This is a genomic window from Bradyrhizobium ferriligni, assembly GCF_056837965.1.
The window spans coordinates 1-24543 of record NZ_JBXEJO010000015.1 but is presented as its reverse complement, the minus strand read 5'-3'; the positions used below and the strand labels follow the sequence as shown (position 1 = coordinate 24543).

Sequence of the window (24543 nt, the reverse complement as noted above, 5' to 3'; positions counted from 1 at the left end):
CACGCGGGAGGGAATATGCGCGCAGCGATCTTCAGGAACGGCGAGATTGTCGTCGACCGGGTGCCCGAGCCGAAGCCCGGCGCTGGCCAGGTGCTGGTCAAATCGCTCGCCTGCGGCATCTGCGGCTCCGATCTGCACGCACGCAAGCATGCCCACCGCATGGTCGAGCTGAGCAAGTTCCTGCCCGGCCGCACGCCGATGGATCTGTCGCGCGACGTCGTGTTCGGTCACGAGTTCTGCTGCGAGGTCCTCGATTACGGCCCGAACACCACGCGCAAGCTGAAGCCGGGCACGCGCGTATGCTCGCTGCCGGCGCTGCTGACGCCGGAGGGGCCGAAGGGCATCGGCTATTCCAACGATCATCTCGGCGGCTATGCCGAACAGATGCTGCTCAGCGAGCCGCTGCTGCTCGAAGTGCCGAACGGGCTTGCGGCCGAGCACGCCGCGCTCACCGAGCCGCTTGCGGTCGGCGTGCATGCGGTGGCAATGGCCAACATCAGGGGCGGCGAGGTGCCGCTGGTGATCGGCTGCGGACCGGTCGGGCTGGCGGTGATCGCGGCGCTGAAGATCAGGGGGCTCGGACCGATCGTTGCTGCCGATTATTCGCCGGCACGACGCCTGCTCGCCGAGAAGATGGGCGCCGATGTGGTGGTCGATCCTGCCAAGACGCAGCCCTATGCGAGCTGGGCCGAGCATGCCCAGATGACCGACGCGGAGAAGGCGGCGCGGCCGCCGATGCAGGCGCTGCTGCCGCCGCTGAAGCCCGCGCTGATTTTCGAATGCGTCGGCGTGCCCGGCGTGCTGCAGCAGGTGTTCGAGGGCGCCCCGCGCAGCGCCCGTGTCGTCGTGGTCGGCGTCTGCATGGAGACCGACAAGTCCGAGCCGATGCTCGGCATCATCAAGGAGCTCAACGTCCAATATGTGCTCGGCTATACGCCCGAGGAATTCGCCTATTCGCTGCGCCTGATCGCGGAAGGCCAGGTCGATGCCGCGTCGCTGGTCACCGGCCGCGTCGGCATCGACGGCGTCGCGCAGGCGTTTGCTGATCTCGCCAATCCCGAGGCGCACACCAAGATCCTGGTCGAGCCGTGGCGCTGATTTGGCGTTGAAACCTGGCGCTACAGTGACGGCGAGGGGTGCGGTTTGCATTTCGTGGCGCCGAACCTATAGTTCGCTGTCTCTTATCGCACTGACTGCACGCACCTCATGCGCGTTTCAATCATCACGGGAGGCGGCTCCGGCATCGGCGCCGCAGTCGCGCGCCGGCTCGCCGGCCCCGCTCAATCCCTGATGCTGCACGGACAGGGCACCGAGGCCGCCGGCCTTGCGCGGCTGAACTCGGTTGCGGAGGAATGCCGCAGCAAGGGCGCGAAGGTCGAGGTCTGCACCGGCGATCTCGCCAAGGTCGGCGCCGGCACCGCGCTGGTCGCGGCAACGCGGGCCGCGTTCGGGCCGATCGACAGCATCGTACACGCCGCAGGCTTCGCCGACCGGCGCGAACTCCTGAGCCTGCCGCGCGAGGCGCTGGAGCGCGCCTTCGCGGTGATGGCGGCGGCCTTCCATGAAATCGCAGCGGCCGCGCTGTCCGACCTCACGCGAAGCGCGCAAGGCCGCGTCGTCGCGGTGTCGAGCTTCGGACCGCATCGCTTCGTGCCCGGCGCCACCTATCCGGGATCGGCCGCCGCGAAGGCCGCGCTCGAGGTGCTGGTGAAGTCGCTCGCGATCGAGCTCGCCGCGTCAGGCGCCACCGCCAATGCCGTGATGCCGGGCTACACCCGCAAGGATCGCGGCCTGTTCGGCGCGCTTGATACCGCGACCTGGGAGCGCGTCGCAAAGGCCAATCCGATGCAGCGGCTGGCCGAGCCCGACGAGGTCGCCGCCGTCGTCGCCTTCCTGCTGTCGCCGGAAGCCGGCCACGTCACCGGCGCGACGCTGCCGGTCGATGGCGGCCTGACCTTGATGTGATGGCATGAGCGAGGGCATGGCAGCACACCAGGTCGATGTCGCCGTGCTCGGCGCCGGCATGGTCGGCGTCTCGGCGGGCCTCGCCGCGCGGCAGCGCGGGCTCTCCGTCGTTGTCGTCGATCGCCGCGAGCCCGGCAGCGAAACCTCCTACGGCAATGCCGGCATCATCTCGTCGGGCTCGATCCTGCCGCTCAATACGCCGTCGCTGCTGAAGAACCTGCCGAAATATCTGACCAACGCGCATCCGGCGCTGCGCTGGAATATTGCGTGGGCGCTCGCCAACGCCGGCTGGGTGATGCGCTTCCTCGCGACGGCAACGCCCTCGCGGACCAAACCGCGCGCCGCCGCGCTGCACGGCCTGATCGGGACCTCGCTGAAACTGCATCGCGACTGGATCGTGCAGGCCGGCGCCGGCCATCGCATCCGCGAAACCGGCTGGCTCAAGGCCTGGCGCGCCGACGGGCTCGCCGCCGCGCAGGCCGAGCAGGCAGCGCTCGCCGAGTTCGGCATCAGGAGCGAGGTGCTTGACCGCCAGGCGATCTCCGCGCTCGAGCCGAACATCATCCCTGCCTACAGCACGGGTCTCCTGCACACGCAGACGGCATCGGTCGATTCACCCGGCGCAGTGGTCAAGGCCTACGGGCGGATGCTTGCCGCTGGCGGCGGCACGATCAGGCAATCAGGGATCCGGCGCATCGAACCGCGCGGCGACAGCTGGCGCGTGCAGCTCGCCGACGGCGAGATCGCCGCGCGCCATGTCGTGGTCGCGCTCGGGCCGTGGTCGGCCGAGCTGCTGCGGCCGCTCGGCTATCGCGTGCCGCTGGCGTTCGAGCGCGGCTATCACCAGCATTTCGTGCCGAACCCGGCACGCAAATTGCTGCGGCCGATCCATGACACGGAGGGCGGCTTTCTGATGACGCCGATGGAGCAGGGCGTTCGCGTCACCAGCGGCGTCGAGCTCACCGCGCGCGACGCACCGTCGAATTTTGCGCAGCTCGAGGCGGTGGTGCCGATGGCGCGCAGCGTGGTCGAATTTGGCGATGCGGTCGGCGAGCGCTGGCGCGGCGCGCGGCCGACGCTGCCCGACAGCCTGCCGATGATCGGTAAGGCGCCGCGGCATCGCGGACTCTGGCTCGCCTTCGGCAACCAGCATATCGGCTTCACCACCGGCCCCGGAACGGGCGCCGCAATCGCGGCGTTGATCGCGGGCGATGCGCCGCCGTTCGAGGTCAAGGCATTTTCGCCGAACCGGTATATCGCGTGACTTGCGCGAGGCCGCCTGCGATGTTTGGCGATCAAGCGCGCGGCAACCGAGGGGCAGGATGAACTACGTCTGGGATTTCGGCATCCTTGCCAAATACAGCCATCTGTTTTGGCTCGGGCTCGGCTGGACCATCGCCTACACGATCGGCACCATCATCCTCGGGACCTTGATCGGCCTGATCGTCGGCATGTTGCGGCTGCGCCGCATTCCCGTGATCGACTGGCTCCTGATCGCCTATATCGAATTGTTCCGCTGCACGCCGCTGCTGGTGCAGATCATCTGGTTCTACTACGCGTTTCCGGTGGTGATCGGCGTCAATATCCCGGCGCATGTCGCCGCCGTCAGCGTGCTGTCGCTCTATGGCGGCGCGTTCTACGCCGAGATCGTGCGCGGCTCGATCGAGAGCGTGCCGGTCGGGCAGTGGGACGCCGCGAAGGCGCTCGGCTTCCGCGGCTGGCGCCTGATGCGGCTCGTGATCCTGCCGCAGGCGCTGAAGCCGATGATGGCGCCCTATGTCAACCAGTCGGTGACGCAGCTGAAGAACACCTCGCTGGTCTCGATCATCGCGGTGCCCGATCTCGTCTACAACGCCACCCTGATCAACGCCGACACCTACCGGCCGCTCGAGGTCTACACCATCGTGGCGCTGATCTATTTCGCGATCCTGTTCCCGTCGACGCTGGTGGCGAGGCGGCTGGAGCGCGGGCTGACCTACGACAAGGTGTGAGTAATTCTGAGAAGCGGCCGCATCGGTGGTTCACCTCCCCCGCTTGCTTGCGGGGGAGGTCGGATCGCATCGTAAGATGCGATCCGGGTGGGGGCTCTTTCCACCCGAAGGTTCCGACGCACGGTGACACCCCCACCCCAGCCCTCCTCCGCAAGCGGGAGAGGGAGCCGACCGCCGATGCGGTGGCTCAAATACTTAACTCCACCGGCACATCCTCGGGTTTGACGCCGGCGAGGCCGAGGCCCTTGACGAACCATTCGCGCATCTGGCCGATGCCGCGGTTGTAGTCGATCCACACCGAGAGGAAATCGCGCCAGCGTTTGTCGGCTTCGCGCCGCACCGCCGTGCCGCTCGCGATCGTCACCGACGGCGAGGCCAGGATCTTGTAGGTGCCGAGGTTCGGGTTCTTGGCGATCGCGGTCAGCCCGAGCACCAGCGCGTTGACCACGCAATCGACACGACCCGACGACATTTCCAGCATCACCTCGTCGCGCGACTTCAGTGACTTGATAGTGGCGTTCGGCGCAAAGCGGCGCGCCACCGCTTCGTTCGCTGAGCCGACGTCGACCGCGATCTTCACCTCGGGCTTGTTGATGTCGGCCCACGTCTTTGCCTCCAGGCCCTTCTTCAGCATCGCGCCGAACGGGTGCGGGAACACCAGGCTGGTGAAGTCGACCACCAGCGCCCGCTGCGGCGTCGGGTTGAGCGCGAAGCCGAGATCGATCTTGTTGGCCTGCAGATCGAGAATTGAATTGCCGTAGGTCGACTCGACATATTCCAGCTTGACGTCGAGCAGTTTGGCCAGATCGTTGGCCATCTCGATCGAGAATCCGGACCAGGTGCCCGAGGCGAGGTCCTTGTTGAAATAGGGCAGCTCGCCCGGCAGCACCGCGATCCGCAGCACCTTGCTGGCCCGGATGCGATCCAGCGTGTTGTCGGCTTGCGTCTGCGCCGCGGCCGGGACGGCCATCGCGGCCGCGAGCGCGGCGCCGCTGCCGATCCCGAGCGCATAGCGCAGCGCGTCGCGGCGATCTTCGGAGATTGTGATGTCGTCGGATTGAGTCAAGCGGGCCTCCCTGCACCAGATCGGGGAAGCCTAGCGTCGGTATCCGGTGCCAGCAAGTGCGCGCGCCTGCACCATTGGTAGGCGAGGCGAGGGCGCGGTTGCCTATGTTCTGGACTTACCTCTCCCGCTTGAGAGGGAGGTCGAATAAGCCGCGAACCGCGCCCTTAGGGGTTAGCAACGATAGGTCATGTTCGCCCCTGTGACCGAAGAAAAGAAAACGGCGGGGAAGCTCAGTTCGGCTACCCAATCGAGCACTTGGTTGTCGGTCTGGGTTTCAGGGCTTGAAAGGTGTGGAAATTGAAAAAGCACCGTCCCGTGAATGTCTAAAAGAACGAGACGATCGATAACCCAAACATCACCGTCGTCGGTCGAGAAAAATTTTGCCAGCAATTCTGCTGTTCCGTCAGAACGAAGCCTGAGAGTGGGGCCGTTGTTCAGGGTGCCGTTCAAGAAGCCGGACAGCTTGCAATCGCCGTAACGAATAGGCGCGCTCCAGCTGAGGTCAAGGGTTTGGATGGCATGTGTCGCAACACCCTTATAGCTTTCTGGCTGGTCGGTCGCCGAGCTTTTGCTTTCAAGATGTTCTTTCAACATAGCGTACGCCTCCTTCTAGCCCGCGAATTGCGAGCAACCTCTGGTTTAGAGGGAGGGCGTAAAAGGACCAGTGAGCTGCCTCACAATCTACAATCGCGATTTAGTGATCCTCCCCCGCAAAGCAGGGGAGGACAGAGCGTGCACGTGCTCCGATCAATACCGTCCCGGCACGTACATCTCCGGCGGGATCGGACCGCGGTGATAGTCGGGGTTGCGCACCCGCGGCGGCAGCACCACCGGCTGGTGGGTGACCGTCTGATAGGGGATCTGGCTCAAGAGATGCGAGATGCAGTTGAGCCGGGCGCGCTTCTTGTCGACGGCATCGACAATCCACCACGGCGAGTCCTGCAGATGCGTGCGTTCCAGCATCGTCTCCTTGGCCTTGGTGTAGAGCTCCCAGCGGGTCCGCGCCTCGACGTCCATCGGGCTCAGCTTCCACTGCTTCAGCGGATCCTGGATCCGCATCGAGAAGCGGAACGCCTGTTCCTCGTCGGTGATCGAGAACCAGTATTTCAGGAGGACTGTGCCGGAGCGGATCAGCATGCGCTCGAAATCCGGCACCGAGTTGAAGAATTCCTCGTACTGCTCGTCGCTGCAGAACCCCATCACCTTCTCGACGCCGGCGCGGTTGTACCAGCTGCGGTCGAACAGCACGATCTCGCCGCCGGCCGGCAGATGCGAGACATAGCGCTGGAAGTACCATTGCGTGCGCTCGCGCTCGTTCGGCGCCGGCAGCGCCGCGATCCGGCAGACCCGCGGATTGAGCCGCTGGGTGATGCGCTTGATCACGCCGCCCTTGCCGGCGGAATCGCGGCCTTCGAACAGCACGACGACCTTCTTCTTCTCGTGCTGCACCCAATCCTGCAGCTTCACCAGTTCGGCCTGCAGGCGCAGCAATTCGCGGAAATAGAACTTGCGGTCGATCGACGGCTTGCCGGCGGCGCCGTCATGGTCGAGCTCGTCGAGCCTCATGTCGTCGAGCTCGAGCTCGAGTTCCTCGTCGAGGCTGTCGGCCATCTCCTGATGGACGCGGGCGCGCAAGGCTTCGTCGCGCAAGGCTTCATCCCGCAAGGCTTCATCCCGGGAGATTTCGTCGGTGAGGGCGGAGGTCGTCATGAAGGTCCGTCTTTCAGTGTGTTAGATGGATCGGACGGCAGCATTGACGGGCGATGTTACCCCTCTATGACAATGCCATGACCGCTGTTTCACGCCGCCGGGCGGACTGTGCTAACAAGCCGACAAAACCAAAAAGGGAGATGTGCCGATGATTTCGCTCACGCCAAAAGACGTCCTGCCGGAGGACGGCACCGCCGGCACGCTGGTCGGACGGGTCTGGCTGCCGCAGGCCTGCGGGCCGGCTGTCGTCGCGGTTCGGGCAGACGGGTGTGTTCGACGTCACGGCGCGGTTCCCGACGGTGAGCGCGCTCTGTGAGGAAAGCGATCCCGCGGCCGCGCTGCGCGCCACGCGCGGCGAGCGGATCGGCGATTTCGAGGCGATCCTCGCCAACACCCCGCCCGACGGCCGCGACAAGGCCAGGCCGCATCTGCTGGCGCCGGTCGATCTCCAGGTGCTGAAGGCCGCCGGCGTCACCTTCGCGATCTCGATGCTGGAGCGCGTGATCGAGGAGCGGGCGCGCGGCAATCCGTCCTCGGCGGACGCGATCCGCAAGGAGGTGGTGCGCCTGGTCGGCGACGATCTCTCCAAGCTGAAGCCCGGCTCCGAGCAGGCGATGAAACTGAAGCAGGTGCTGATCGATCAGAATGCCTGGAGCCAGTATCTCGAGGTCGGCATCGGTCCCGACGCCGAAGTGTTCACCAAGGCGCCGACGCTGTCCTCGGTCGGATCAGGCATGGATGCCGGGCTGCATCCGAAGTCGACCTGGAATAATCCGGAGCCGGAGGTCGTGCTTGTTGTCTCCGCCGCCGGCAAGATCGTCGGCGCCGCGCTCGGCAACGACGTCAATCTGCGCGACTTCGAGGGGCGCTCGGCGCTCTTGCTGTCGAAGGCCAAGGACAACAACGCCTCCTGCGCGATCGGCCCGCTGCTCCGGCTGTTCGACCAGACCTTCTCGCTCGAGGATGTCAGGAAGATGGATGTCGGCCTGACCGTGACGGGCGCAGACGGCTTCGTGCTCGAGGGCCATTCCTCGATCAGCAAGATCAGTCGCGATCCGACCGATCTGGTCGCCCAGACCATCGGCCCCGTGCATCAATATCCCGATGGATTTGCGCTGTTCCTCGGCACGATGTTCGCGCCGGTCAAGGATCGCGACGCCAAGGGCGAGGGTTTCACCCACAAGCGCGACGACATCGTCACCATCGCCGCGCCGCAGCTCGGCAAGCTGGTCAACCGGATGCGGGGCAGCGACGAGTGCGAGCCCTGGACCTTCGGCGTCGGCGCGCTGATGAAGAACCTCGCGCAGCGCAAGGTGCTGTGAGGAGCGGGACGGGACGGCTAGTCCACTACCTCGGCCGTTTCGTCGGCCATGTGCGGCCTGTCGCGTGGCGGCAGGTCGGCGCTGCGCTCGCATCCGGTGACGTTCAGCCGCCTCTTGCAGCGCGTTGAACGCGATGATGGTGACTGTGCCGAAGCGGCGGCATTGTCGAACATGTTCAGAAACTTGCGCGGCAGATCGACCGCGTGACGCAACTTGAGCGCGCTAAAACACGCGGAATTTGCCGCTTTTTCCTGGCTTTATGTGAACCAGTTCATCCTCGTTCGCGCCGGTCCGCTCCAGCATATTGGCTCGACGCGAACAGAAGGAGTCGCGGACATGAGCGAGCAGCCATCAAACGGAATGCCCGGTTGGCTCACCACCGACATGCTGGTCATTGCCGTCTCACTGGCCATCATCGTGATTGGGATTTGGATCGCGCCGTAGCCTGATTGTCGCGGCGAGGCCGTTCAGCCGGGCAGGGCGCCAACGCCAATCACTGAGTTGCCCGACGGCGCAAGCCTCCTTTGCAAAACGGAACGAGATGCAAAGCTCGGACGAAAGATGTCGCGAGAATGCGAAGTTATGCCCACTGACAGCGCAACACACTCAGTGTCGTCCCTGCGAAAGCAGGGACCCATAACCACAAATGCTGATTGTTGAACGATGTTGGGACAACGAGTCCCGTTCTCAGCACCCGCTGCGGCGTATGGGTCCCGGCCCCCGTGCGCAATTGCGCACTAGGCCGGGACGACACTGTGGTGTTGGCGTCATTCGAGTGACCAACCAACGCCCTCACACCGGCAACGCCGTCGAATACTTCACCTGGCTCAACGCAAAGCTCGACTCGATCGAGGCGATGCCGTCGAGGCGGGTCAGCTTGTTTTTTAGGAATGCTTCATAGGAGGAGAGGTCGGCGGCGACGACGCGCAGCAGATAGTCGCGATTTCCCGTCATCAGATAGCATTCGAGCACCTCGTCCCATTTCGAAATCGCGCGCGCGAAGCGGTTGAGGTCTTCCTCCTTCTGCCGCGCCAACTTGATCGAGATGAAGACGGAGACGTGCAGCCCGATCGACTTCTGGTCGACGGTTGCGATGTAGCGAGAGATCACGCCGCGCTCCTCGAGCAGCTTGACCCGGCGGTGGCAGGGCGACACCGACAGCCCGACCTTGTCGGCCAGTTCCTGCATGGTCATGCGGCTGTCGGTCTGGAGCAGACTCAGGATCTTGCGGTCGATGGCATCGAGGGCAGGCATTGGGATGAACTCGTCAGTTGAAGCCGGATCGTGGGAATTTATCCCAATTTTTCCTGTGCTGTCGCGTGGAATTGAGATTTTCGCCGCCGCTTGCGGCAGTAACATTCCGGCATATCGCCCCGGAGCATTGCCATGGGAATCGCGCCTGAACGCCTCGACATGCTGTCCGCCCTGGCCCGCAAGGTGCTGTGGCTGTCGTCGTGGACCATCCATCACGCCAACCATGTGCGGCCCTCGACCGACGGGTTGAAGGTCGGCGGCCACCAGGCGTCGTCGGCCTCGCTCGCCAACATCATGTCGGCACTTTATTTCTCGGTGTTGCGCCCGCAGGACCGCGTTGCGGTGAAGCCGCATGCGAGCCCGGTGTTCCACGCCATCCAGTATCTGTTCGGCCACCAGACCCGCGACAAGCTGGAGAACTTTCGCGGCTACAAGGGGGCGCAGTCCTACCCGTCGCGCACCAAGGACAGCGACGACGTCGACTTCTCCACCGGCTCGGTCGGCCTCGGCGTGGCGCAGACCTTGTTCGCTTCGCTGGTGCAGGACTACGTCAAGGCGCATGGCTGGCTGAACGACCGGCCGGAGGGCCGCATGATCGCGCTGGTCGGCGACGCCGAGATGGACGAGGGCAACATCTTCGAGGCGCTGCTCGAAGGCTGGAAGCACGGCCTGCGCAACACCTGGTGGGTGGTCGACTACAACAGGCAGTCGCTCGACGCCGTGGTGCGCGAGGGGCTCTGGGCCAAGTTCGAGACCATGTTCCGCAACTTCGGCTGGGACGTGGTGATCGTGAAGTACGGCAAGCTGATGCTCGAGGCGTTTGCCGAGCCCGGCGGCGAGGCGCTGCGGCGCTGGATCGACAACTGCCCGAACCAGATGTACGCCGCGCTCTGCTTCCAGGGCGGCGCCGCGTTCCGCAAGCATCTGCGCGACGACATCGGCGACCAGGGCGAGGTGTCGGCGCTGATCGAGCGCCGCAGCGACGACGAGTTGCTGGCGCTGATGTCGAATCTCGGCGGCCACGACATGGCGAGCATGATCGAGGCCTTCGAGGCGATCGACCATGATCGGCCGGTCTGCTTCATCGCCTACACCATCAAGGGCGTCGGCCTGCCGATGCAGGGCCACAAGGACAACCACGCCGGCCTGATGACGGTGGCGCAGATGGAGAAGTGGCGCGCCGCGCAGAGCATCCGCCCCGGCCACGAGTGGGACAAGTTCGAGGGCCTGTCGCTGCAGCCTGCGAAGCTCGAGGCGTTCCTCGCCGAGGCGCCGTTCAACCGCGAGGGACGCCGCCGCCTGTCGGCGCCTGAAATCAATGTGCCGGAACGGCTGGCCTTCAAGGCCTCGGCGCAGATGTCGACGCAACAGGGTTTTGGCCTCGTGCTGCACGAGCTGGCGCGCGGCGACAGCGAACTTGCCTCGCGCATCGTCACCGCTTCGCCCGATGTCACCGTGTCGACCAATCTCGGCGCCTGGGTCAACCGCCGCGGCCTGTTCGCGAAGGCGGAGAACCACGATCTGTTCCGGCAGGAGAAGATCCCGTCCGCCTACACCTGGGAATATTCGCCGAAGGGACAGCACCTCGAGCTCGGCATCGCCGAGATGAATCTGTTCATCATGTTGTCGGCGCTCGGCCTGTCGCACCAGATCAACGGCGCGCGGCTCTTGCCGGTCGGCACGCTGTACGATCCCTTCATCGAACGCGGCCTCGATGCGCTGAACTACGCCTGCTACCAGGATGCCCGCTTCATGGTGGCGGCGACGCCGTCGGGCATCTCGCTGGCGCCGGAAGGCGGCGCGCATCAGTCGATCAAGACGCCCTTGATCGGGATCGGGCAGGACGGGCTCGCCTCGTTCGATCCGGCCTTCGTCGATGAACTTGCCGTGATCATGGGCTGGGGCTTTGGCCACATGCAGCGCGAGGGTGCCGAGGGTGGTTCGGTTTACTTGCGACTTTCGACGCGGACGCTGGAGCAGCCGCAACGGATTATGACCCCGGACCTGCAGCGCGACATTACCGATGGCGCCTACTGGATGCGCAAGCCGGGCCCGAACTGCGACATCGTCATTGCGTATACCGGCACCGTCGCGCCGGAGGCGATCGAGGCGGTCGGCCTGATCGGCGAGAGCCACCGTGACGTCGGTCTGCTGGCGGTAACCTCCGCCGACCGGCTCTATGCGGGTTGGTCCGCCGCGCGGAATTTACGCCGCGACCGCCGCGCCGCGCAGCATTTGAGTCATATCGAGCGCATGCTGGCGCCGCTCGGCCGCGACTGCGGCATTGTGACCGTGATCGACGGCCATCCGGCAACGCTCGGCTGGCTCGGCAGTGTGCGCGGCCACCGCGTCGAGGCGCTCGGCGTCGAGCATTTCGGCCAGACCGGCACGATCGGCGACCTCTACCGCCACTACGGCATCGACGCCAACGCCATCATCGACGCGGCGGAAAGCGTCTCGGTCGGCGCCCCGGTGCGGCATCGCAAGATGGCCGTGTGAGGCATTGCAGGCTCCACATCGTCGTCCCGGCCTAGTGCGCAATTGCGCACGGGGGCCGGGACGACGGATATAGCCTTGCCACACGTGCGGCTCGGACCTTATATCTCGCGGACGCGCACGAGCCGCGTCCCGCATGTGGCGGGTTCAATTCGCCGGGCTTTCGTGCAAGGATGCCTGCCGAACGCTTTCGTTCCCCATTCCATACGCCCCGTACAAGAGGTTTCCGATGGTCAATCGCATGCAATTCTACATCGATGGCGCCTGGGTCGATCCCGTCGTCAAAGGCAAGTCCACCCCCGTCGTCAATCCGGCGACCGAAGACGCGATGTATGAGATTGCGCTCGGCTCCAAGGCCGATGTCGACAAGGCAGTCGCTGCCGCCAAGCGCGCCTTCGAGACCTATTCTAAGACCAGCCGCGAGGAGCGCATCGCGCTGCTCACCAAGGTTGTCGAGGTCTACAAGGGCCGCATGAAGGAGATCGGTGCTGCTGTCTCCGACGAGATGGGCGCGCCGCTGCCGATGGCCGAGAAGCTGCAGGCCGGTGCCGGCCTTGGCCACCTCATGAACACCCTCGAAGTGCTGAAGAAGTACGAGTTCGAGGAGACCATGGGCACCGCCGTGATCGTGCGCGAGCCGGTCGGCGTCGTCGGCATGATCACCCCCTGGAACTGGCCGCTAAACCAGATCGCCTGCAAGGTCGCGCCCGCGCTCGCCGCCGGTTGCACCATGATCCTCAAGCCGTCGGAGTTCACCCCGACCTCGGCGCTGATCTTCGCGGAAATCCTCCATGAAGCCGGCGTGCCGAAGGGCGTGTTCAACCTGCTCAACGGCCTTGGCCCGGAGGTGGGTGCGGCGATGAGCGAGCACCCGGACATCGACATGATCTCGTTCACCGGTTCGACCCGCGCCGGCGTCGACGTCGCCAAGCGTGCGGCGCCGACCGTGAAGCGCGTCAGCCAGGAGCTCGGCGGCAAGTCGCCGAACGTGATTCTCGACGGTGCCGACCTGACCAAGGCGGTGACCGGCGGCGTGATGCACATGTTCAACAATTCGGGCCAGTCCTGCAACGCGCCGTCGCGCATGATCGTGCCGCTCTCCAAGATGAAGGAAGTGGCCGCGATCGCGAAGGGCGTCGCCGACAAGACCAAGGCCGGCGATCCGCGTGCCGACGGCACGACGATCGGTCCGGTGGTCAACCGCGGCCAGTGGGACAAGATCCAGGCGTTGATTCAGAAGGGCATCGACGAGGGCGCAACGCTGGTCGCCGGCGGCCCGGGCCTGCCCGAGGGTGTCAACAAGGGCTTCTATGTCCGTCCGACCATCTTCGCCGATGTCACCAACGACATGACGATCGCCCGCGAGGAGATCTTCGGACCGGTGCTGACCATCCTCGGTGCCAAGGACGAAGCCGACGCCGTGAAGATCGCCAACGACACGCCGTATGGTCTCGCCGGTTACGTCTCGGCCGACACCGTGGAAACCGCGCGCCGCGTCGGCCGCCAGATCCGCGCCGGCAACGTCAACCTGCAGGGCGTGCCGAACGAGCGCACCGCGCCGTTCGGTGGCTACAAGCAGTCCGGCAACGGCCGCGAGTGGGGCCGTTACGGTCTGGAGGAATATCTCGAGGCCAAGGCGGTCGCCGGCTACAACGCCGCGTAAGCCGAGCCAAGAGAGACACGACTTTTGGCGCCGGGGCGGTTCACCGCTCCGGCGTCAGACGTTTTGGGAAGGCAGAAGTTCTTATCGTCGTCCCGGCGAAGGCCGGGACCCATTACCACAGGCCTTCGTTTTGCGAAGATTGCGGTCCGAGCCTGCCAAGCCAAAGTCCATCGATGGTGATGGGTCCCGGCTCCAAGTGCGCAATTGCGCACGAAGGCCGGGACGACGAAGAGACTTAACCGCCGAGCGCGCCTTGGGTGTTGACGTAGAGCGCATAGATCGACTGGCTCGCCGCCATGAACAGTCGGTTGCGCTTGATGCCGCCGAAGCAGAGGTTCGCGCAGCGCTCCGGCAGCGCGATGCGGCCGATCATGACGCCGTCGGGCGCGAACACGACGACGCCGTCGAGCTCGGGATCGCCCATGCCCCAGCCGCACCACAGATTACCGTCGATGTCGCAGCGCATGCCGTCGGGCGTGCCCGGGCCGGCGTCGACGAAGACGCGCTTGTTGGAGATCGTCTTGCCGTCGGTTGCGACGTCATAGGCGAGGATCTTGCGGTTCGGCTCGCCGCGGGATTCCACGACATAGAGGATATTCTCGTCCGGCGAGAAGCACAGCCCGTTCGGCCCCAGCACGCCCTCGGCGACGATGGTGGCCTTGCCGGTTTCGGGATCGAGCCGGTAGACGTTGGGCTCGATCTCGGGATCGGCCTTGTAGCCTTCGTAATTGCCGAGCAGGCCGAAGATCGGATCGGTGAACCAGATCGAGCCGTCGGATTTCACCACGACGTCGTTCGGCGAGTTCAGCCGCTTGCCGCCGAAGGAATCGATCAGCACCGTAATCGATCCGTCATACTCGGTGCGCACCACGCGGCGGCCGCCGTGCTCGCAGGTGACCAGCCGGCCCTGGCGATCGCGGGTGTTGCCGTTGGCGAAGTTCGACGGCTTGCGGAAGATGCTGACCGCGCCGGTCTCTTCCTCCCATTTGAGGATGCGCTGGTTCGGGATGTCGCTGCACAACAGATAGCGGCCGTCGCCGAACCACACCGGACCTTCGGCCCAGCGCAGGCCGGTCGCGACGCGCTCGACGGCGGAGAGTTTCAGCCAGTATTTCTCGAAACGCGGATCGAGCGCGCGGATCGCGGGATCGGGATAATAGGTCGCGGGACGCCAGCCGGCGGAATGAACATCGGACATTTGCTGTTCTCGTTGTTGTGTTTCGATGGTGTTTCCTTGTGCGCCTGGTTTGCTATCATTGTCGGCCTGCGACCGCAATTCGATCGCAGCAATCAGGAAAGAAGAGGGACGGCATGCCACGCATATTGATGACCGGCGCATCGGGGGGAATCGGAACGAGCCTGCGCAAGCTGCTGCCGCCGATCTATCCGGATCTCCTGTTGAGCGATATCAAGCAGCCCTCCGATCTCGGCAGCAACGAAAAGTTCAAGGCGGCCGATCTTGCCGACCTTGCGCAGGTCGAGGCGATCTGCGAGGGCGTCGACGGCATCCTGCATTTCGGCGGCTATTCGGTCGAAGGCCCGTGGGACGCGATCCTGCAGTCCAACATCATCGGCTGCTACAATCTGTTCGAGGCGGCGCGCAAAGAGGGCGTCAAGCGCGTGATCTTCGCCTCATCCAATCACGCGGTCGGGTTCTATCCGCGTCATCACCGCGTCGGCACCGACGTCACCGCGCGGCCGGACAGTCGTTACGGTGTCAGCAAGGTGTTCGGTGAAGGCGTCGGCGCGCTCTATGCCGACAAGCACGGCATCAAGGTCACCTGCCTGCGGATCGGCAATTTCGGCGAGGCGCCGCTCGACCACCGCCGGCTCTCGATCTGGCTCAAGCCGGAAGACCTCGTCCAGCTCTGCCGCATCGGGCTCGAGCATCCCGACATCCATTTCGAGGTGCTGTACGGCGCGTCCTACAATGAGCGCTCGTGGTGGGACAATCACCGCGCCTACGATCTCGGCTATCGCCCGACCGGAAGGGCTGAGGATTTCCGCGAGCACGCGATGGCCGAGCAGGCCAAGCTGCCGCCGGATCCGGTCGGCGACTACTACCAGGGCGGCACGTTCTGCAGCATGGAGTTCGACGGCGACAAGGAGAGGGTGATCGACTGGAAGAAGTGATCAATCCTCGCATTGCGGCAGCTGCTTCACGGATTCGGTGTGCTGCTGCGCGTCCTTCGAACCTTGCCCGGATGTCTTGGGCGGGCTGCCGGGCCCGTCAAAGGTCTCGGCGAAGTGCGTGAGGGGAAAGGCGAGGCTGATGGTCTGCCCGGTGAGGTTCTTGGCTTCGACGGCGATGGTCTGCGCGTGCTTCAGCCGCTCGATCATTTCGCCATCGGCCTCGAGCGTGCCGCCGCAGCCGAGCGTGTAGCAATGCGGCTTGGCGATCCGGATCGGCTCGTCCTGATCGATGCGGAGGCTGATCGTACCCTCCAGCATGGTCCGCGTTCCGACGTTGGCGCTCACGATCGCGCGCTTGCTGCTCTGCGGCGAGACGCTGAGCGTGCCGCCCGACGGCACGCATTGGCCGCGCGCAGCCGCAGCGACGAAGCAGCTCGCCTCTGTCAGGCAGGTCTTGGTCCAGGGCTCGTAGGTGAGCTGCGTCGCGCGCGGATCGGCCGCTTCGCCGACGCCGCCGAGCGCAAGCTGCACGGCGAACGATCCAAGGAATATAGCCAGGTAGCGCATCGCGGTCTCCTTCACGAGGAGGCCGCGTATCGCGCTATTGCGGCTTTTTGTCGTTGGAGATGCGGACGAGATAATCCGCCTTGCTGTACTGCATGTGATCGACACAGAGCTGCGCCAGCGCCCAGCTGTCGCGGCCCTTCAAGAGCTCGATCATCAATTCGTGCTGGCGGCGCGACAATGCGAGGCCCTCGCTGTCGGCGAGATTTTTGGCGCGCATCGGCAGCGTCAGGTTCATGTAGTCCTGCAGCGAGCGGACCAGATAGGGATTGCCGCAGGCGGAGAACAGCGCGAGGTGGAACGCATCGTTGGTCTCGTGAATGCCGCGCATGTCCTGCGCCTCGGCCTTGATGCAGTAATGCCGTTGCAGTTCGCTCAATTGATCGATCAGGCTTTGCGGCGCGGGCAGCGCGATCATCAGCGCAGCCTGGCGCGTCAGCATCTCGCGCACCTCATAGATCTGCCGCACTTCCTCGGCCGAATAGAACCGCACCGTGGCGCCGACATTCTTCTCGCGCAGCACGATGCCCTGGCGCTCGAGCTGGAACAGCGCCTGGCGGACGAAATGCCGGCTCGCGCCATAGCGCTGCATCAGGGTATCCTCGACCAGGCGCAAACCGGGCGCGAAGCGGCCGAAGATGATGTCCTCCTCCAGCCGGCGGATCACCTCCGCCTGTTCCTCCTCGCGCGAGGGGGCCTGGAGTTCGGGCAATGTGGGCTCGGCTGTCATGCGCTCTCGGCTTCGGATCGGTGCCTGAGGTCAGCATGGCGTCACGGTTATTGTCAATAATGGGGACGATTTTGCCGCAGACCAGCCACCCACCGAGACCGGATTATCTCATATTGACAATAATTCCTGCCCCTCCTTAAGTGCGGCCGAACAACCACGGGATAGAAGAAAATGGCCGACGGACTTCGCAAGGGACTGACAAGCTATGGTGACGCCGGCTTCTCGCTGTTCCTGCGCAAGGCGTTCATCAAGGCGATGGGCTATTCGGACGATGCGCTCAATCGCCCGATCGTCGGCATCACCAACACCTACAGCGACTACAATCCCTGCCACGGCAACGTGCCGCAGATCATCGAGGCCGTGAAGCGCGGCGTGATGCTGTCGGGCGCGATGCCGTTCGTGTTCCCGACGATCTCGATCGCCGAGAGCTTTGCGCATCCGACCTCGATGTATCTGCGCAACCTGATGGCGATGGATACCGAGGAGATGATCCGCGCCCAGCCGATGGATGCGGTGATCGTGATCGGCGGTTGCGACAAGACCTTGCCGGCGCAGATCATGGCCGCGATCAGCGCCGATCTGCCGACCGTGGTGATTCCGGTCGGGCCCATGGTCGTTGGCCATCACAAGGGCGAGGTGCTCGGCGCCTGCACCGACTGCCGCCGGCTGTGGGGCAAGTATCGCGCCGGCGAGATCGACGACAACGAGATCGAGGCGGTGAACGGCCGCCTCGCGCCGTCGGTCGGCACCTGCATGGTGATGGGCACCGCCTCCACCATGGCCTGCATCACCGAGGCGCTCGGCCTGTCGCTGCCGATGAGCGCGACGATCCCGGCGCCGCATGCCGAACGCTTCCGCTCCGCGGAGGCCAGCGGCCGCGTCGCCGCCGAGATGGCGAAGACCAAGGGACCGAAGCCGAGCGAGATCCTGACGCCATCCTCCTTCCGCAACGCCCAGGTCGTCATGCAGGCGATCGGCGGCTCGACCAACGGGCTGATCCATCTCACGGCGATCGCCAACCGCTCGCCGTACAGGATCGACCTCGAGGCGTTCGACAAGCTCGGCCGCGAGGTCCCCGTGCTGGTCGACCTCAAGCCGTCGGGCGAACACTACATGGAGCATTTCCATCATGCCGGCGGCGTGCCGAAGCTGATGGCGCAGCTCGGCGACCTCATCGACCTCGATGCCAAGACCATCACCGGCCAGACCCTGCGTGAGGTCGTCGCGAATGCCGAGGATGTGCCGGGGCAGGACGCGATCCGCTCCAAGGCGAACCCGATCAAATCCGAAGGCGCGATGGCGATCCTGCACGGCAATCTCGCGCCGCGCGGCGCCGTGATCAAGCAGTCGGCGGCGAGCCCGAAACTATTGCAGCACACCGGCCGCGCCGTGGTGTTCGAGTCGGTCGAGGACATGACGCTGCGGGTCGACGATCCCGCGCTCGATGTGACCGCCGACGACGTGCTGGTGCTGCGCAATGCCGGCCCGAAGGGCGCGCCGGGCATGCCGGAGGCGGGTTACCTGCCGATCCCGAAGAAACTCGCGCGCGCCGGCGTGAAGGATATGGTCCGCATCTCCGATGCGCGGATGAGCGGCACCGCGTTCGGCACGATCGTGCTGCACATCACGCCGGAATCCGCCGTCGGCGGTCCGCTCGGGCTGGTGTGGAACGGCGACATGATCCGGCTCGATGTCGCCAAGCGCAGCATCGACCTGTTGGTCGACGAGGCCGAATTGCACAAACGCCGCGAGGCGCTCGCGCCGGCCGGGACGCCCGATTGGGCCAAGCGCGGCTACGCGCATCTCTTCAACGAGACTATCCTGCAGGCCGACGAGGGCTGCGATTTCGACTTCATGCGCGCCAAGGGGAAGTAGCAAGTCGCCCGCGTCGTTCGGCCCGGCGTCGAATTGTCGATAATTTCTGCGATGCGGCACTCAATGATACCCGCAGGCGGCCCGTTTCGCCTGTTTTATTGACAATCCCGCGCGACTGGTGGGATGATCCCCTCAACCAAAAACAGGGGGAACGTCGCGATGGGCTATTCAGCCAGGATCGTCGGGATTGCCTTGGCCGCGGCAGCGCTGCTGCTGTCCGCGGGCGCCGGCGCGCAGGAGGTCAAGCACTTCCGCTTCGCCTACGATCAGCCGCGCAATACCGGCTATTCGGTTGCCGGTGATCTGTTCGCCGACAAGCTCAAGGAATTGAGCAAGGGAACGATGATCGTCGATCAATATCCCGGTGCGCAGCTCGGCCAGGAGCCGCAGCTGCTGCAGCTTGTCAAGTCCGGCGATATCGAGTTCGCGATCATCTCCTCCGCCAACACGGCGACGATCTCGCCGCAGGCCGGCGTGATGTCGCTGCACTTCCTGTTCCGCAACGACGCCCATGTGATCAAGGCGCTCGCCGACCCGAAGGTGTTCGACGCCATCAGGACGATGATCGACGACACCGCGCAGGGCCTGCATGTGATCGGCACCGGCTCGCAAGGCGTACGCCACATCTACAGCAAGAGGGAGATCCGCAATGTCGGCGACCTCAAGGGCGTCAAGGTCCGGGTGCAGGCAACCGCGACCGAGGACACCATGTTCCCGGCCTATGGCGCGCAGACGGTGCACATGCCGTTCGGCAGCGTCTACACCTCGCTGCAAACCGGCGTGGTCGACGCCGCCGAGAACAGCATCAACGTCTATCTCGTCAACAAGCACTACGAGGTCGCGCCGGTGCTCTCGATCACCGAGCACGAGGCCAACAATGCGCTGCTGTTCGTCTCCGACAAGCTCTGGCAGAGCCTCACCGCCGAACAGAAGCAATGGGTGCAGGCCGCCGCCAACGAGGTCAGCGCCAAGGAGCCGCAGAAGGCCTTTGAGCTCGAGCGCAACGCGCTGACCAAGCTGAAATCGTTCGGCGTCAAGGTGGTCGAGGATGTGGACAAGAAGAGCTTTACCGCGATCGCCGATCCCTATCTCGACAAGCTCGCCAAGGACCTCGGGCCGCATGCGGAGAAGATCAAGAATTTGATCCGCGCGATCAACTAGCCCGGGACGACGAGGAATTTCGAGCCATGGCCATCGCCGACACGCTGGTGCTGCAACGGCAGCGGCATCTGAAATGGCGGGCGCTCGACCGGCTCGAGCTGATCCTGATGATGCTGTGCGGCTTGCTGTGCTTCGGCTTCTCGCTGTCGGTGACCGCCGATATCGTCACCCGCACCATCGGCCATCCCTGGCTGTGGCTGCAGGAGGTGACCTCGACGCTGTTCATCTACGCGATCTTCGTCGGGGCCGCGGTCGCGACACGGCGCAACGATCACCTCTATCTCACCGCGATCTCCGAAGCGCTGCATGGCAGGTCGCGGCTGTTCGTCGAGATCGTCATCCGTCTGGTGGTGCTGGGCGTCGCCTTCTGCCTGGTCTGGTACGGTTATCAAAATTACCTGCGCGGCTTCGGCAGCTTCCGCCTGCCGTCGGGTACGCCGATCGCCTCGCTCTATGCGGTGATCCCGCTGTCCGGAATCCTGATCGGCCTGTTCACGATCGAGCAGCTCGTCAACGGCATCCGCAACGGCTTTGACCATCCGGAGCCGCCGGATGACGACCTTCCGATTCCTGCGATCGACCCCCGCGCGACGACGGGAGTGCAGCCGTGAGCGCAGCACCGGTCGTGCTTGCGTTGATGTCGTTCTGCTTCCTGTTCTTCGGCTATCTCGGCGTGCCCGTGCCGTTCTCGCTGATGGCCGGCGTGTTCGTCGGCGCGCTGCTGTCGGACGTCTCGCTGGCGGCGATCATCCAGAAGATCTTCGACGGCGTCGATTCCGAGGCGCTGCTTGCGATCCCGTTCTTCCTCTTGGTCGGCGAGCTCATGAGCTCGGCCAATGTCGTGGTCCGCATCGCCAATCTGTCGGTCTCGCTGGTCGGTCACATCAGGGGCGGGCTGTCGCAGGTCGTCGTCGTCTTCAGCATGTTCTTCTCGGAGATGTCAGGCTCGACCACCGCCGACGTCGCGGTCATGAGCCGGGCGCTCGGCGGGCCGATGCGGCGGGAAGGGTACGAGCCGGCCTTCATCGCCGCGATCATCGCCTCGGCGTCGACGATCGCAGCGCTGGTGCCACCGAGCATCACGGCGGTGGTCTATGGCGCGGTCGGCAATGTCTCGATCGCCGGGTTGTTCATGGCCGGCGTGGTCCCCGGGCTGATGATCGGCTTCGGGCTGATGATCTACTGCTACTTCTTCGGTCCCTCGGGACTGCGCAAGCCGCGCGCGCCGCTGCGCCAGGTTGCGTTCGCCGCCGGTGACGCGGCGCTGCCGATGATGATCCCGGTGATCCTGCTCGGCGGCATCCTGACCGGCTGGTTCACGCCGACCGAGGCCGGCGTGGTCGCGGTCGCCTACATCATCGTGGTGGTGATCCCGGCGCTGAACCGCGGGCACCTGAAGAAGATCCCGTACGATTTCTGCCTGGCCGGCCTGATCTTCTCGCTGCCGCTGATCACGATCGGCGCGGCGAACGCGTTCGGCTGGATGCTGGCCTATCTGCGCGGCGCGATCTATATCGCCGATTGGATCACCTCGATCGCCGGCAACGACCCGCATCTCATCATGCTTTTGATGGTGCTGCTGTTCACCGTGGTCGGCGATTTCATCGAGCCGGTGCCGACCATCATCATCTTCATGCCGCTGGTCAACGCGCTGACCCAGGCCGGCGACATCAACGGCGTGCATATGGGCGTGGTGCTGATCGCAACGCTGGCATTCGGCCTGATCACGCCGCCCTACGGGCTCGTGCTGCTGATGGCCTCGAAATTCGTCGGCATCAGCTTTGCAAAAGCGCTGCGGGCGGCGTTGCCGATCTATGTCGTGTTCCTGGTCACGATCTGCTTCACGATCTATTTTCCGAAGGTCGTGCTGTGGCTGCCCAAGCAGGTGATCCCGGAGTCGGTCGGGTGCTTCAAGGCGCCCGGCGGCACGGGATACATCTGCCCTAACTAATCTTACCGGCACAGAACCCTCATGGTGAGGAGCGCGGAACGCGCGTCTCGAACCATGAGGCCCGTCTGTGGCCTCATCCTTCGAGACGCGCGCGATCCGCGCTCCTCAGGATGAGGGGAAAGACCACTGTAACGCTGTCGCAATTATTGTTCCTACTTCGACTTGCTGGTGAACTTCTTCACGGCGACGCGGAAATCGTCGGTATGCATCGCCGTGATGATCTTGTGTTCCTCGGCGTCGAGCTGCTGCTTGGTCGGCGTGGTGGCGGCCTGATAGACCAGTGATTTGGTCCCCGCGATTGCGGCGGGCGGATTTTGCGCCAGGCGCTCGGCGAGCTGCCGCGTCGCGGCCTTCAGCTCGGCCGCGGGGACGGTCTTGACGACGAGACCCCATTCATAGGCCTGCTGCGCGGTGAACCCATCCTCCGCGAGGAAAATCTGCAGCGCGCGGCGGGTACCGACCGTGCCGACGATGCCGACCGTGCTGCCGCCATCCGGCGACACGCCGATCTTGGCATAGGCGGGCGTGAAGCGGGCATCCTCTGCGGCGATACACAGGTCGGTCACGAACGCGAGGCCCATGCCGGCTCCGGCCGCCGAACCATGCACGCTGGATAGCACGATCTTCGGCATCCGCCGGACCGTCTCGATGAAGGCATGGTAGTGGTGAAGCATCTCGCCGACCACGGGGGCGACATTGTTGGCTTCGGTCGCAGCGCCGATGGTCTGCAAATCGCCACCGGCGCAGAAGGCGCGGCCTTCGCCCTCGATGACCAGTACGCGAACGTCCTTGTTGGCTTCGACCTGGGCGCTGAGTTGCTCGAGCTTCTTGGCGATCGTCATGTCGATCGCGTTGAACGCGGCCGGCCGGTTCAGCGTGATGGTCGCGATGGCGCCGTCGATGCGGAGCAAAGCGGGGTCGTTGGCGGAGGGGGCGGGTGCTGGCATATTGAAGACCTTGGGCTTGTTGGTTCCGCACATTTAAGGCCTTGGCGGGAGCCGTGGCAATCCGGCCCGGCGGCCGGGGACCGCGGGTACGCCCAGAATCGCCTGAGACCCCCTTGCATCGGTGCGAGCCATGAGGCCAAATGGCACGCGCCTTCGGTACGCAGACACGAGCGCTGTGGGGACGGGGCAAGCAAGCTAACATCGACAAGAGGAAACGGCATGGGTCACTCCTGCTCGCGCGTATTTGGGTTGTTCCGATGACGGGCTCGGTCATCATCGTCGGCGCCGGACACGCCGGCTTCCAGCTCGCGGCGTCGCTGCGCCAGGCCGGCTTCGCCGAACGCATCGCCCTGATCAATGATGAAGGCCATTTGCCGTATCAGCGGCCGCCGCTGTCGAAGGCTTATCTGAAGGGGACCGGCGGGCCCGAAACCCTGATGTTCCGGCCCGACAAGTTCTACCAGGACAACAAGATCGAGCTGATCACCGATCGCGCCCATGCGATCGACCGCAATGCGCGGAAGGTGGCGCTCGCCTCCGGCGCGTCGCTCGACTACGGCCATCTGGTGTTCGCGACCGGCGCGCGGAACCGGCTGCTGGACATCCCCAACGCCAGGCTCGACGCGGTCCGCTACCTGCGCATCCTGGACGAGAGCCAGGCGCTGCGCGACTTGATCGCGCCCGGCATGCGCGTCGTCGTGATCGGCGCGGGCTTCATCGGGCTCGAATTCGCCGCCACCGCCCGGGCCAAGGGCCTCGAGGTCGACGTGGTCGAACTCGCCTCCCGCGTGATGGCGCGCGCGGTGACCGCGGAGATTTCCGAGTTCTCGCAATCCCGCCACAGCGCGGCCGGCATCCGGATTCACCTGGGGGTGCAGGTCACGGCGATCGAGGCCGATGGCGGCAAGGTTACCGGCGTCAGCCTGAGCAACGGCACGCATATCCCGGCCGATCTCGTCGTGGTCGGCGTCGGCGTGCTGCCGAATGTCGAGCTTGCCGCGGAGGCCGGCCTGCCGGTCGCATCCGGCATCATCGTCGACGAGCATCTGTTGACAGTCGATCCGAATGTCTCCGCGATCGGCGATTGCGCGCTCTACACCAGCAAACGCTTCGGCGGATCGCTGCGGCTCGAGTCGGTGCAGAACGCGACCGACCATGCGCGCTGCGTGGCGTCGCGGCTGACCGGCAAGACCGAGGTCTATGACGGCCTGCCGTGGTTCTGGAGCGACCAGGGCCCCGACAAGCTGCAGATGGCGGGTCTCACCACCGGCTACGACCGTGTCGTGGTGCGCGGCGACCGCGCGCAGGGCGCGTTCTCGGCGTTCTGCTATCGCGGCGACAAACTGCTCGGCATCGAGTCGGTCAACCGCGCCGGCGATCACATGTTCGGCCGCCGGCTACTCGGCGCCGGTGGCTCGATCACCCCGGAGCAGGCGGGAGATGCGAGCTTTGATTTGAAGAGTGCGTTGACGTGAATGCAAGCGTCGTCCCTGCGAAAGCCGGCAACTGTTATGTCGGTTTGGTCTGTAGGTACGGCTTTCGGTCTCGCATCATGGCATTGAGGACCGTGAGCAGCTTCCTGGCGACGGCGATGAGGGCGAGTTTGGCTGGTTTTCCGGCCTGTCGCAGTCGTGCATAGAAGGCCTTGAACGGATCAGCTCTGCGAACTGCGTTGAGGGCCGCCATATAAAGGGCGTCACGAACGCGCTTTCGGC

The 24543-nt window shown here is 64.9% G+C and carries 21 protein-coding genes and 2 pseudogenes; 14 read left to right on the top strand and 9 right to left on the bottom strand.

Features of this window, described 5'->3' with window-relative positions; all coding sequences use genetic code 11:
* Window positions 1-15: 15 nt before the first annotated feature.
* The 4 genes from AC1VNY_RS11150 (at window position 16) to AC1VNY_RS11135 (ending at window position 3956) form a co-directional block, all read left to right on the top strand.
* Window positions 16-1098 carry a zinc-binding dehydrogenase gene (locus AC1VNY_RS11150; protein ID WP_482405175.1) on the top strand — a complete coding sequence of 361 codons (1083 nt, stop codon included), beginning with the start codon at window positions 16-18 and terminating at the stop codon, window positions 1096-1098.
* A 108-nt stretch (window positions 1099-1206) separates the two neighbouring features.
* A complete protein-coding gene (locus AC1VNY_RS11145; protein WP_482405174.1) occupies window positions 1207-1965 on the top strand; it encodes an SDR family NAD(P)-dependent oxidoreductase in 759 nt (252 codons plus the stop codon).
* 16 nt (window positions 1966-1981) lie between these two features.
* On the top strand, window positions 1982-3229 hold the full coding sequence (locus AC1VNY_RS11140) for an NAD(P)/FAD-dependent oxidoreductase (RefSeq protein ID WP_482405173.1): 1248 nt from the start codon (window positions 1982-1984) through the stop codon (window positions 3227-3229).
* A gap of 58 nt (window positions 3230-3287) precedes the next feature.
* Window positions 3288-3956 carry an amino acid ABC transporter permease gene (locus AC1VNY_RS11135; RefSeq protein ID WP_016839817.1) on the top strand — a complete coding sequence of 223 codons (669 nt, stop codon included), beginning with the start codon at window positions 3288-3290 and terminating at the stop codon, window positions 3954-3956.
* A gap of 187 nt (window positions 3957-4143) precedes the next feature.
* Here AC1VNY_RS11135 and AC1VNY_RS11130 read toward each other — a convergent pair whose 3' ends face one another.
* The 3 genes from AC1VNY_RS11130 to ppk2 all read right to left on the bottom strand — a co-directional run bounded on the left by AC1VNY_RS11130 (window position 4144) and on the right by ppk2 (window position 6633).
* The gene (locus tag AC1VNY_RS11130) at window positions 4144-5022 is read right to left on the bottom strand and encodes a transporter substrate-binding domain-containing protein (RefSeq protein WP_482405172.1); all 879 of its coding nucleotides are present in this window, start codon (window positions 5020-5022) and stop codon (window positions 4144-4146) included.
* A gap of 171 nt (window positions 5023-5193) precedes the next feature.
* Window positions 5194-5616, bottom strand: coding sequence for a DUF6294 family protein (locus AC1VNY_RS11125; protein ID WP_028331873.1), 423 nt, complete (start codon window positions 5614-5616; stop codon window positions 5194-5196).
* Between the two features lie 153 nt (window positions 5617-5769).
* Entirely contained in the window at window positions 5770-6633 is an 864-nt protein-coding gene (gene ppk2 / locus AC1VNY_RS11120; protein ID WP_482405241.1) for a polyphosphate kinase 2, read from the bottom strand.
* A 247-nt stretch (window positions 6634-6880) separates the two neighbouring features.
* Between ppk2 and AC1VNY_RS11115 the strand changes: the two are divergent.
* Together AC1VNY_RS11115 and AC1VNY_RS11110 are read left to right on the top strand one after the other, a co-directional pair.
* Window positions 6881-8054 (top strand): annotated as a pseudogene (locus tag AC1VNY_RS11115) (fumarylacetoacetate hydrolase family protein).
* A gap of 213 nt (window positions 8055-8267) precedes the next feature.
* Window positions 8268-8498, top strand: a complete 231-nt coding sequence (locus AC1VNY_RS11110) for a hypothetical protein (RefSeq protein WP_482405171.1) — start codon at window positions 8268-8270, stop codon at window positions 8496-8498.
* A 348-nt stretch (window positions 8499-8846) separates the two neighbouring features.
* Here AC1VNY_RS11110 and AC1VNY_RS11105 read toward each other — a convergent pair whose 3' ends face one another.
* Entirely contained in the window at window positions 8847-9308 is a 462-nt protein-coding gene (locus AC1VNY_RS11105) for an Lrp/AsnC family transcriptional regulator (RefSeq protein ID WP_016841346.1), read from the bottom strand.
* A 132-nt stretch (window positions 9309-9440) separates the two neighbouring features.
* Between AC1VNY_RS11105 and AC1VNY_RS11100 the strand changes: the two genes are divergently transcribed.
* Together AC1VNY_RS11100 and AC1VNY_RS11095 are read left to right on the top strand one after the other, a co-directional pair.
* The gene (locus AC1VNY_RS11100; protein WP_482405170.1) at window positions 9441-11807 is read left to right on the top strand and encodes a transketolase; all 2367 of its coding nucleotides are present in this window, start codon (window positions 9441-9443) and stop codon (window positions 11805-11807) included.
* A gap of 226 nt (window positions 11808-12033) precedes the next feature.
* The gene (locus tag AC1VNY_RS11095) at window positions 12034-13467 is read left to right on the top strand and encodes an aldehyde dehydrogenase family protein (RefSeq protein WP_482405169.1); all 1434 of its coding nucleotides are present in this window, start codon (window positions 12034-12036) and stop codon (window positions 13465-13467) included.
* Between the two features lie 235 nt (window positions 13468-13702).
* Here AC1VNY_RS11095 and AC1VNY_RS11090 read toward each other — a convergent pair whose 3' ends face one another.
* Window positions 13703-14665 carry an SMP-30/gluconolactonase/LRE family protein gene (locus AC1VNY_RS11090; RefSeq protein ID WP_482405168.1) on the bottom strand — a complete coding sequence of 321 codons (963 nt, stop codon included), beginning with the start codon at window positions 14663-14665 and terminating at the stop codon, window positions 13703-13705.
* A gap of 113 nt (window positions 14666-14778) precedes the next feature.
* Between AC1VNY_RS11090 and AC1VNY_RS11085 the strand changes: the two genes are divergently transcribed.
* Complete coding sequence (locus tag AC1VNY_RS11085) at window positions 14779-15600, top strand: NAD-dependent epimerase/dehydratase family protein (protein WP_482405167.1); 822 nt, start codon at window positions 14779-14781, stop codon at window positions 15598-15600.
* Here the strand turns inward: AC1VNY_RS11085 and AC1VNY_RS11080 are convergent, their stop codons facing one another.
* Entirely contained in the window at window positions 15601-16167 is a 567-nt protein-coding gene (locus tag AC1VNY_RS11080; protein ID WP_482405166.1) for an invasion associated locus B family protein, read from the bottom strand.
* Between the two features lie 34 nt (window positions 16168-16201).
* Window positions 16202-16894: a GntR family transcriptional regulator gene (locus AC1VNY_RS11075; protein WP_028331865.1), complete on the bottom strand. Its 693-nt coding sequence runs from the start codon at window positions 16892-16894 to the stop codon at window positions 16202-16204.
* 171 nt (window positions 16895-17065) lie between these two features.
* Here AC1VNY_RS11075 and AC1VNY_RS11070 point away from each other — a divergent pair, with 171 nt between their 5' ends.
* The 4 genes from AC1VNY_RS11070 to AC1VNY_RS11055 all read left to right on the top strand — a co-directional run bounded on the left by AC1VNY_RS11070 (window position 17066) and on the right by AC1VNY_RS11055 (window position 21881).
* Window positions 17066-18769, top strand: a complete 1704-nt coding sequence (locus tag AC1VNY_RS11070) for an IlvD/Edd family dehydratase (RefSeq protein ID WP_482405165.1) — start codon at window positions 17066-17068, stop codon at window positions 18767-18769.
* Between the two features lie 159 nt (window positions 18770-18928).
* Window positions 18929-19930: a TRAP transporter substrate-binding protein gene (locus AC1VNY_RS11065; protein WP_482405164.1), complete on the top strand. Its 1002-nt coding sequence runs from the start codon at window positions 18929-18931 to the stop codon at window positions 19928-19930.
* Window positions 19931-19956: 26 nt separating this feature from the next.
* A complete protein-coding gene (locus tag AC1VNY_RS11060) occupies window positions 19957-20541 on the top strand; it encodes a TRAP transporter small permease (RefSeq protein WP_482405163.1) in 585 nt (194 codons plus the stop codon).
* A gap of 26 nt (window positions 20542-20567) precedes the next feature.
* Complete coding sequence (locus tag AC1VNY_RS11055; protein WP_482405240.1) at window positions 20568-21881, top strand: TRAP transporter large permease; 1314 nt, start codon at window positions 20568-20570, stop codon at window positions 21879-21881.
* Between the two features lie 152 nt (window positions 21882-22033).
* Here the strand turns inward: AC1VNY_RS11055 and AC1VNY_RS11050 are convergent, their stop codons facing one another.
* Entirely contained in the window at window positions 22034-22828 is a 795-nt protein-coding gene (locus AC1VNY_RS11050) for an enoyl-CoA hydratase/isomerase family protein (RefSeq protein ID WP_482405162.1), read from the bottom strand.
* A gap of 257 nt (window positions 22829-23085) precedes the next feature.
* Between AC1VNY_RS11050 and AC1VNY_RS11045 the strand changes: the two genes are divergently transcribed.
* Window positions 23086-24303 carry an NAD(P)/FAD-dependent oxidoreductase gene (locus AC1VNY_RS11045; RefSeq protein ID WP_482405161.1) on the top strand — a complete coding sequence of 406 codons (1218 nt, stop codon included), beginning with the start codon at window positions 23086-23088 and terminating at the stop codon, window positions 24301-24303.
* Between the two features lie 34 nt (window positions 24304-24337).
* On the opposite strand, the pseudogene AC1VNY_RS11040 reads toward AC1VNY_RS11045, so the two are convergent.
* Window positions 24338-24543: pseudogene (locus tag AC1VNY_RS11040) on the bottom strand (IS110 family transposase); the annotation flags it as partial.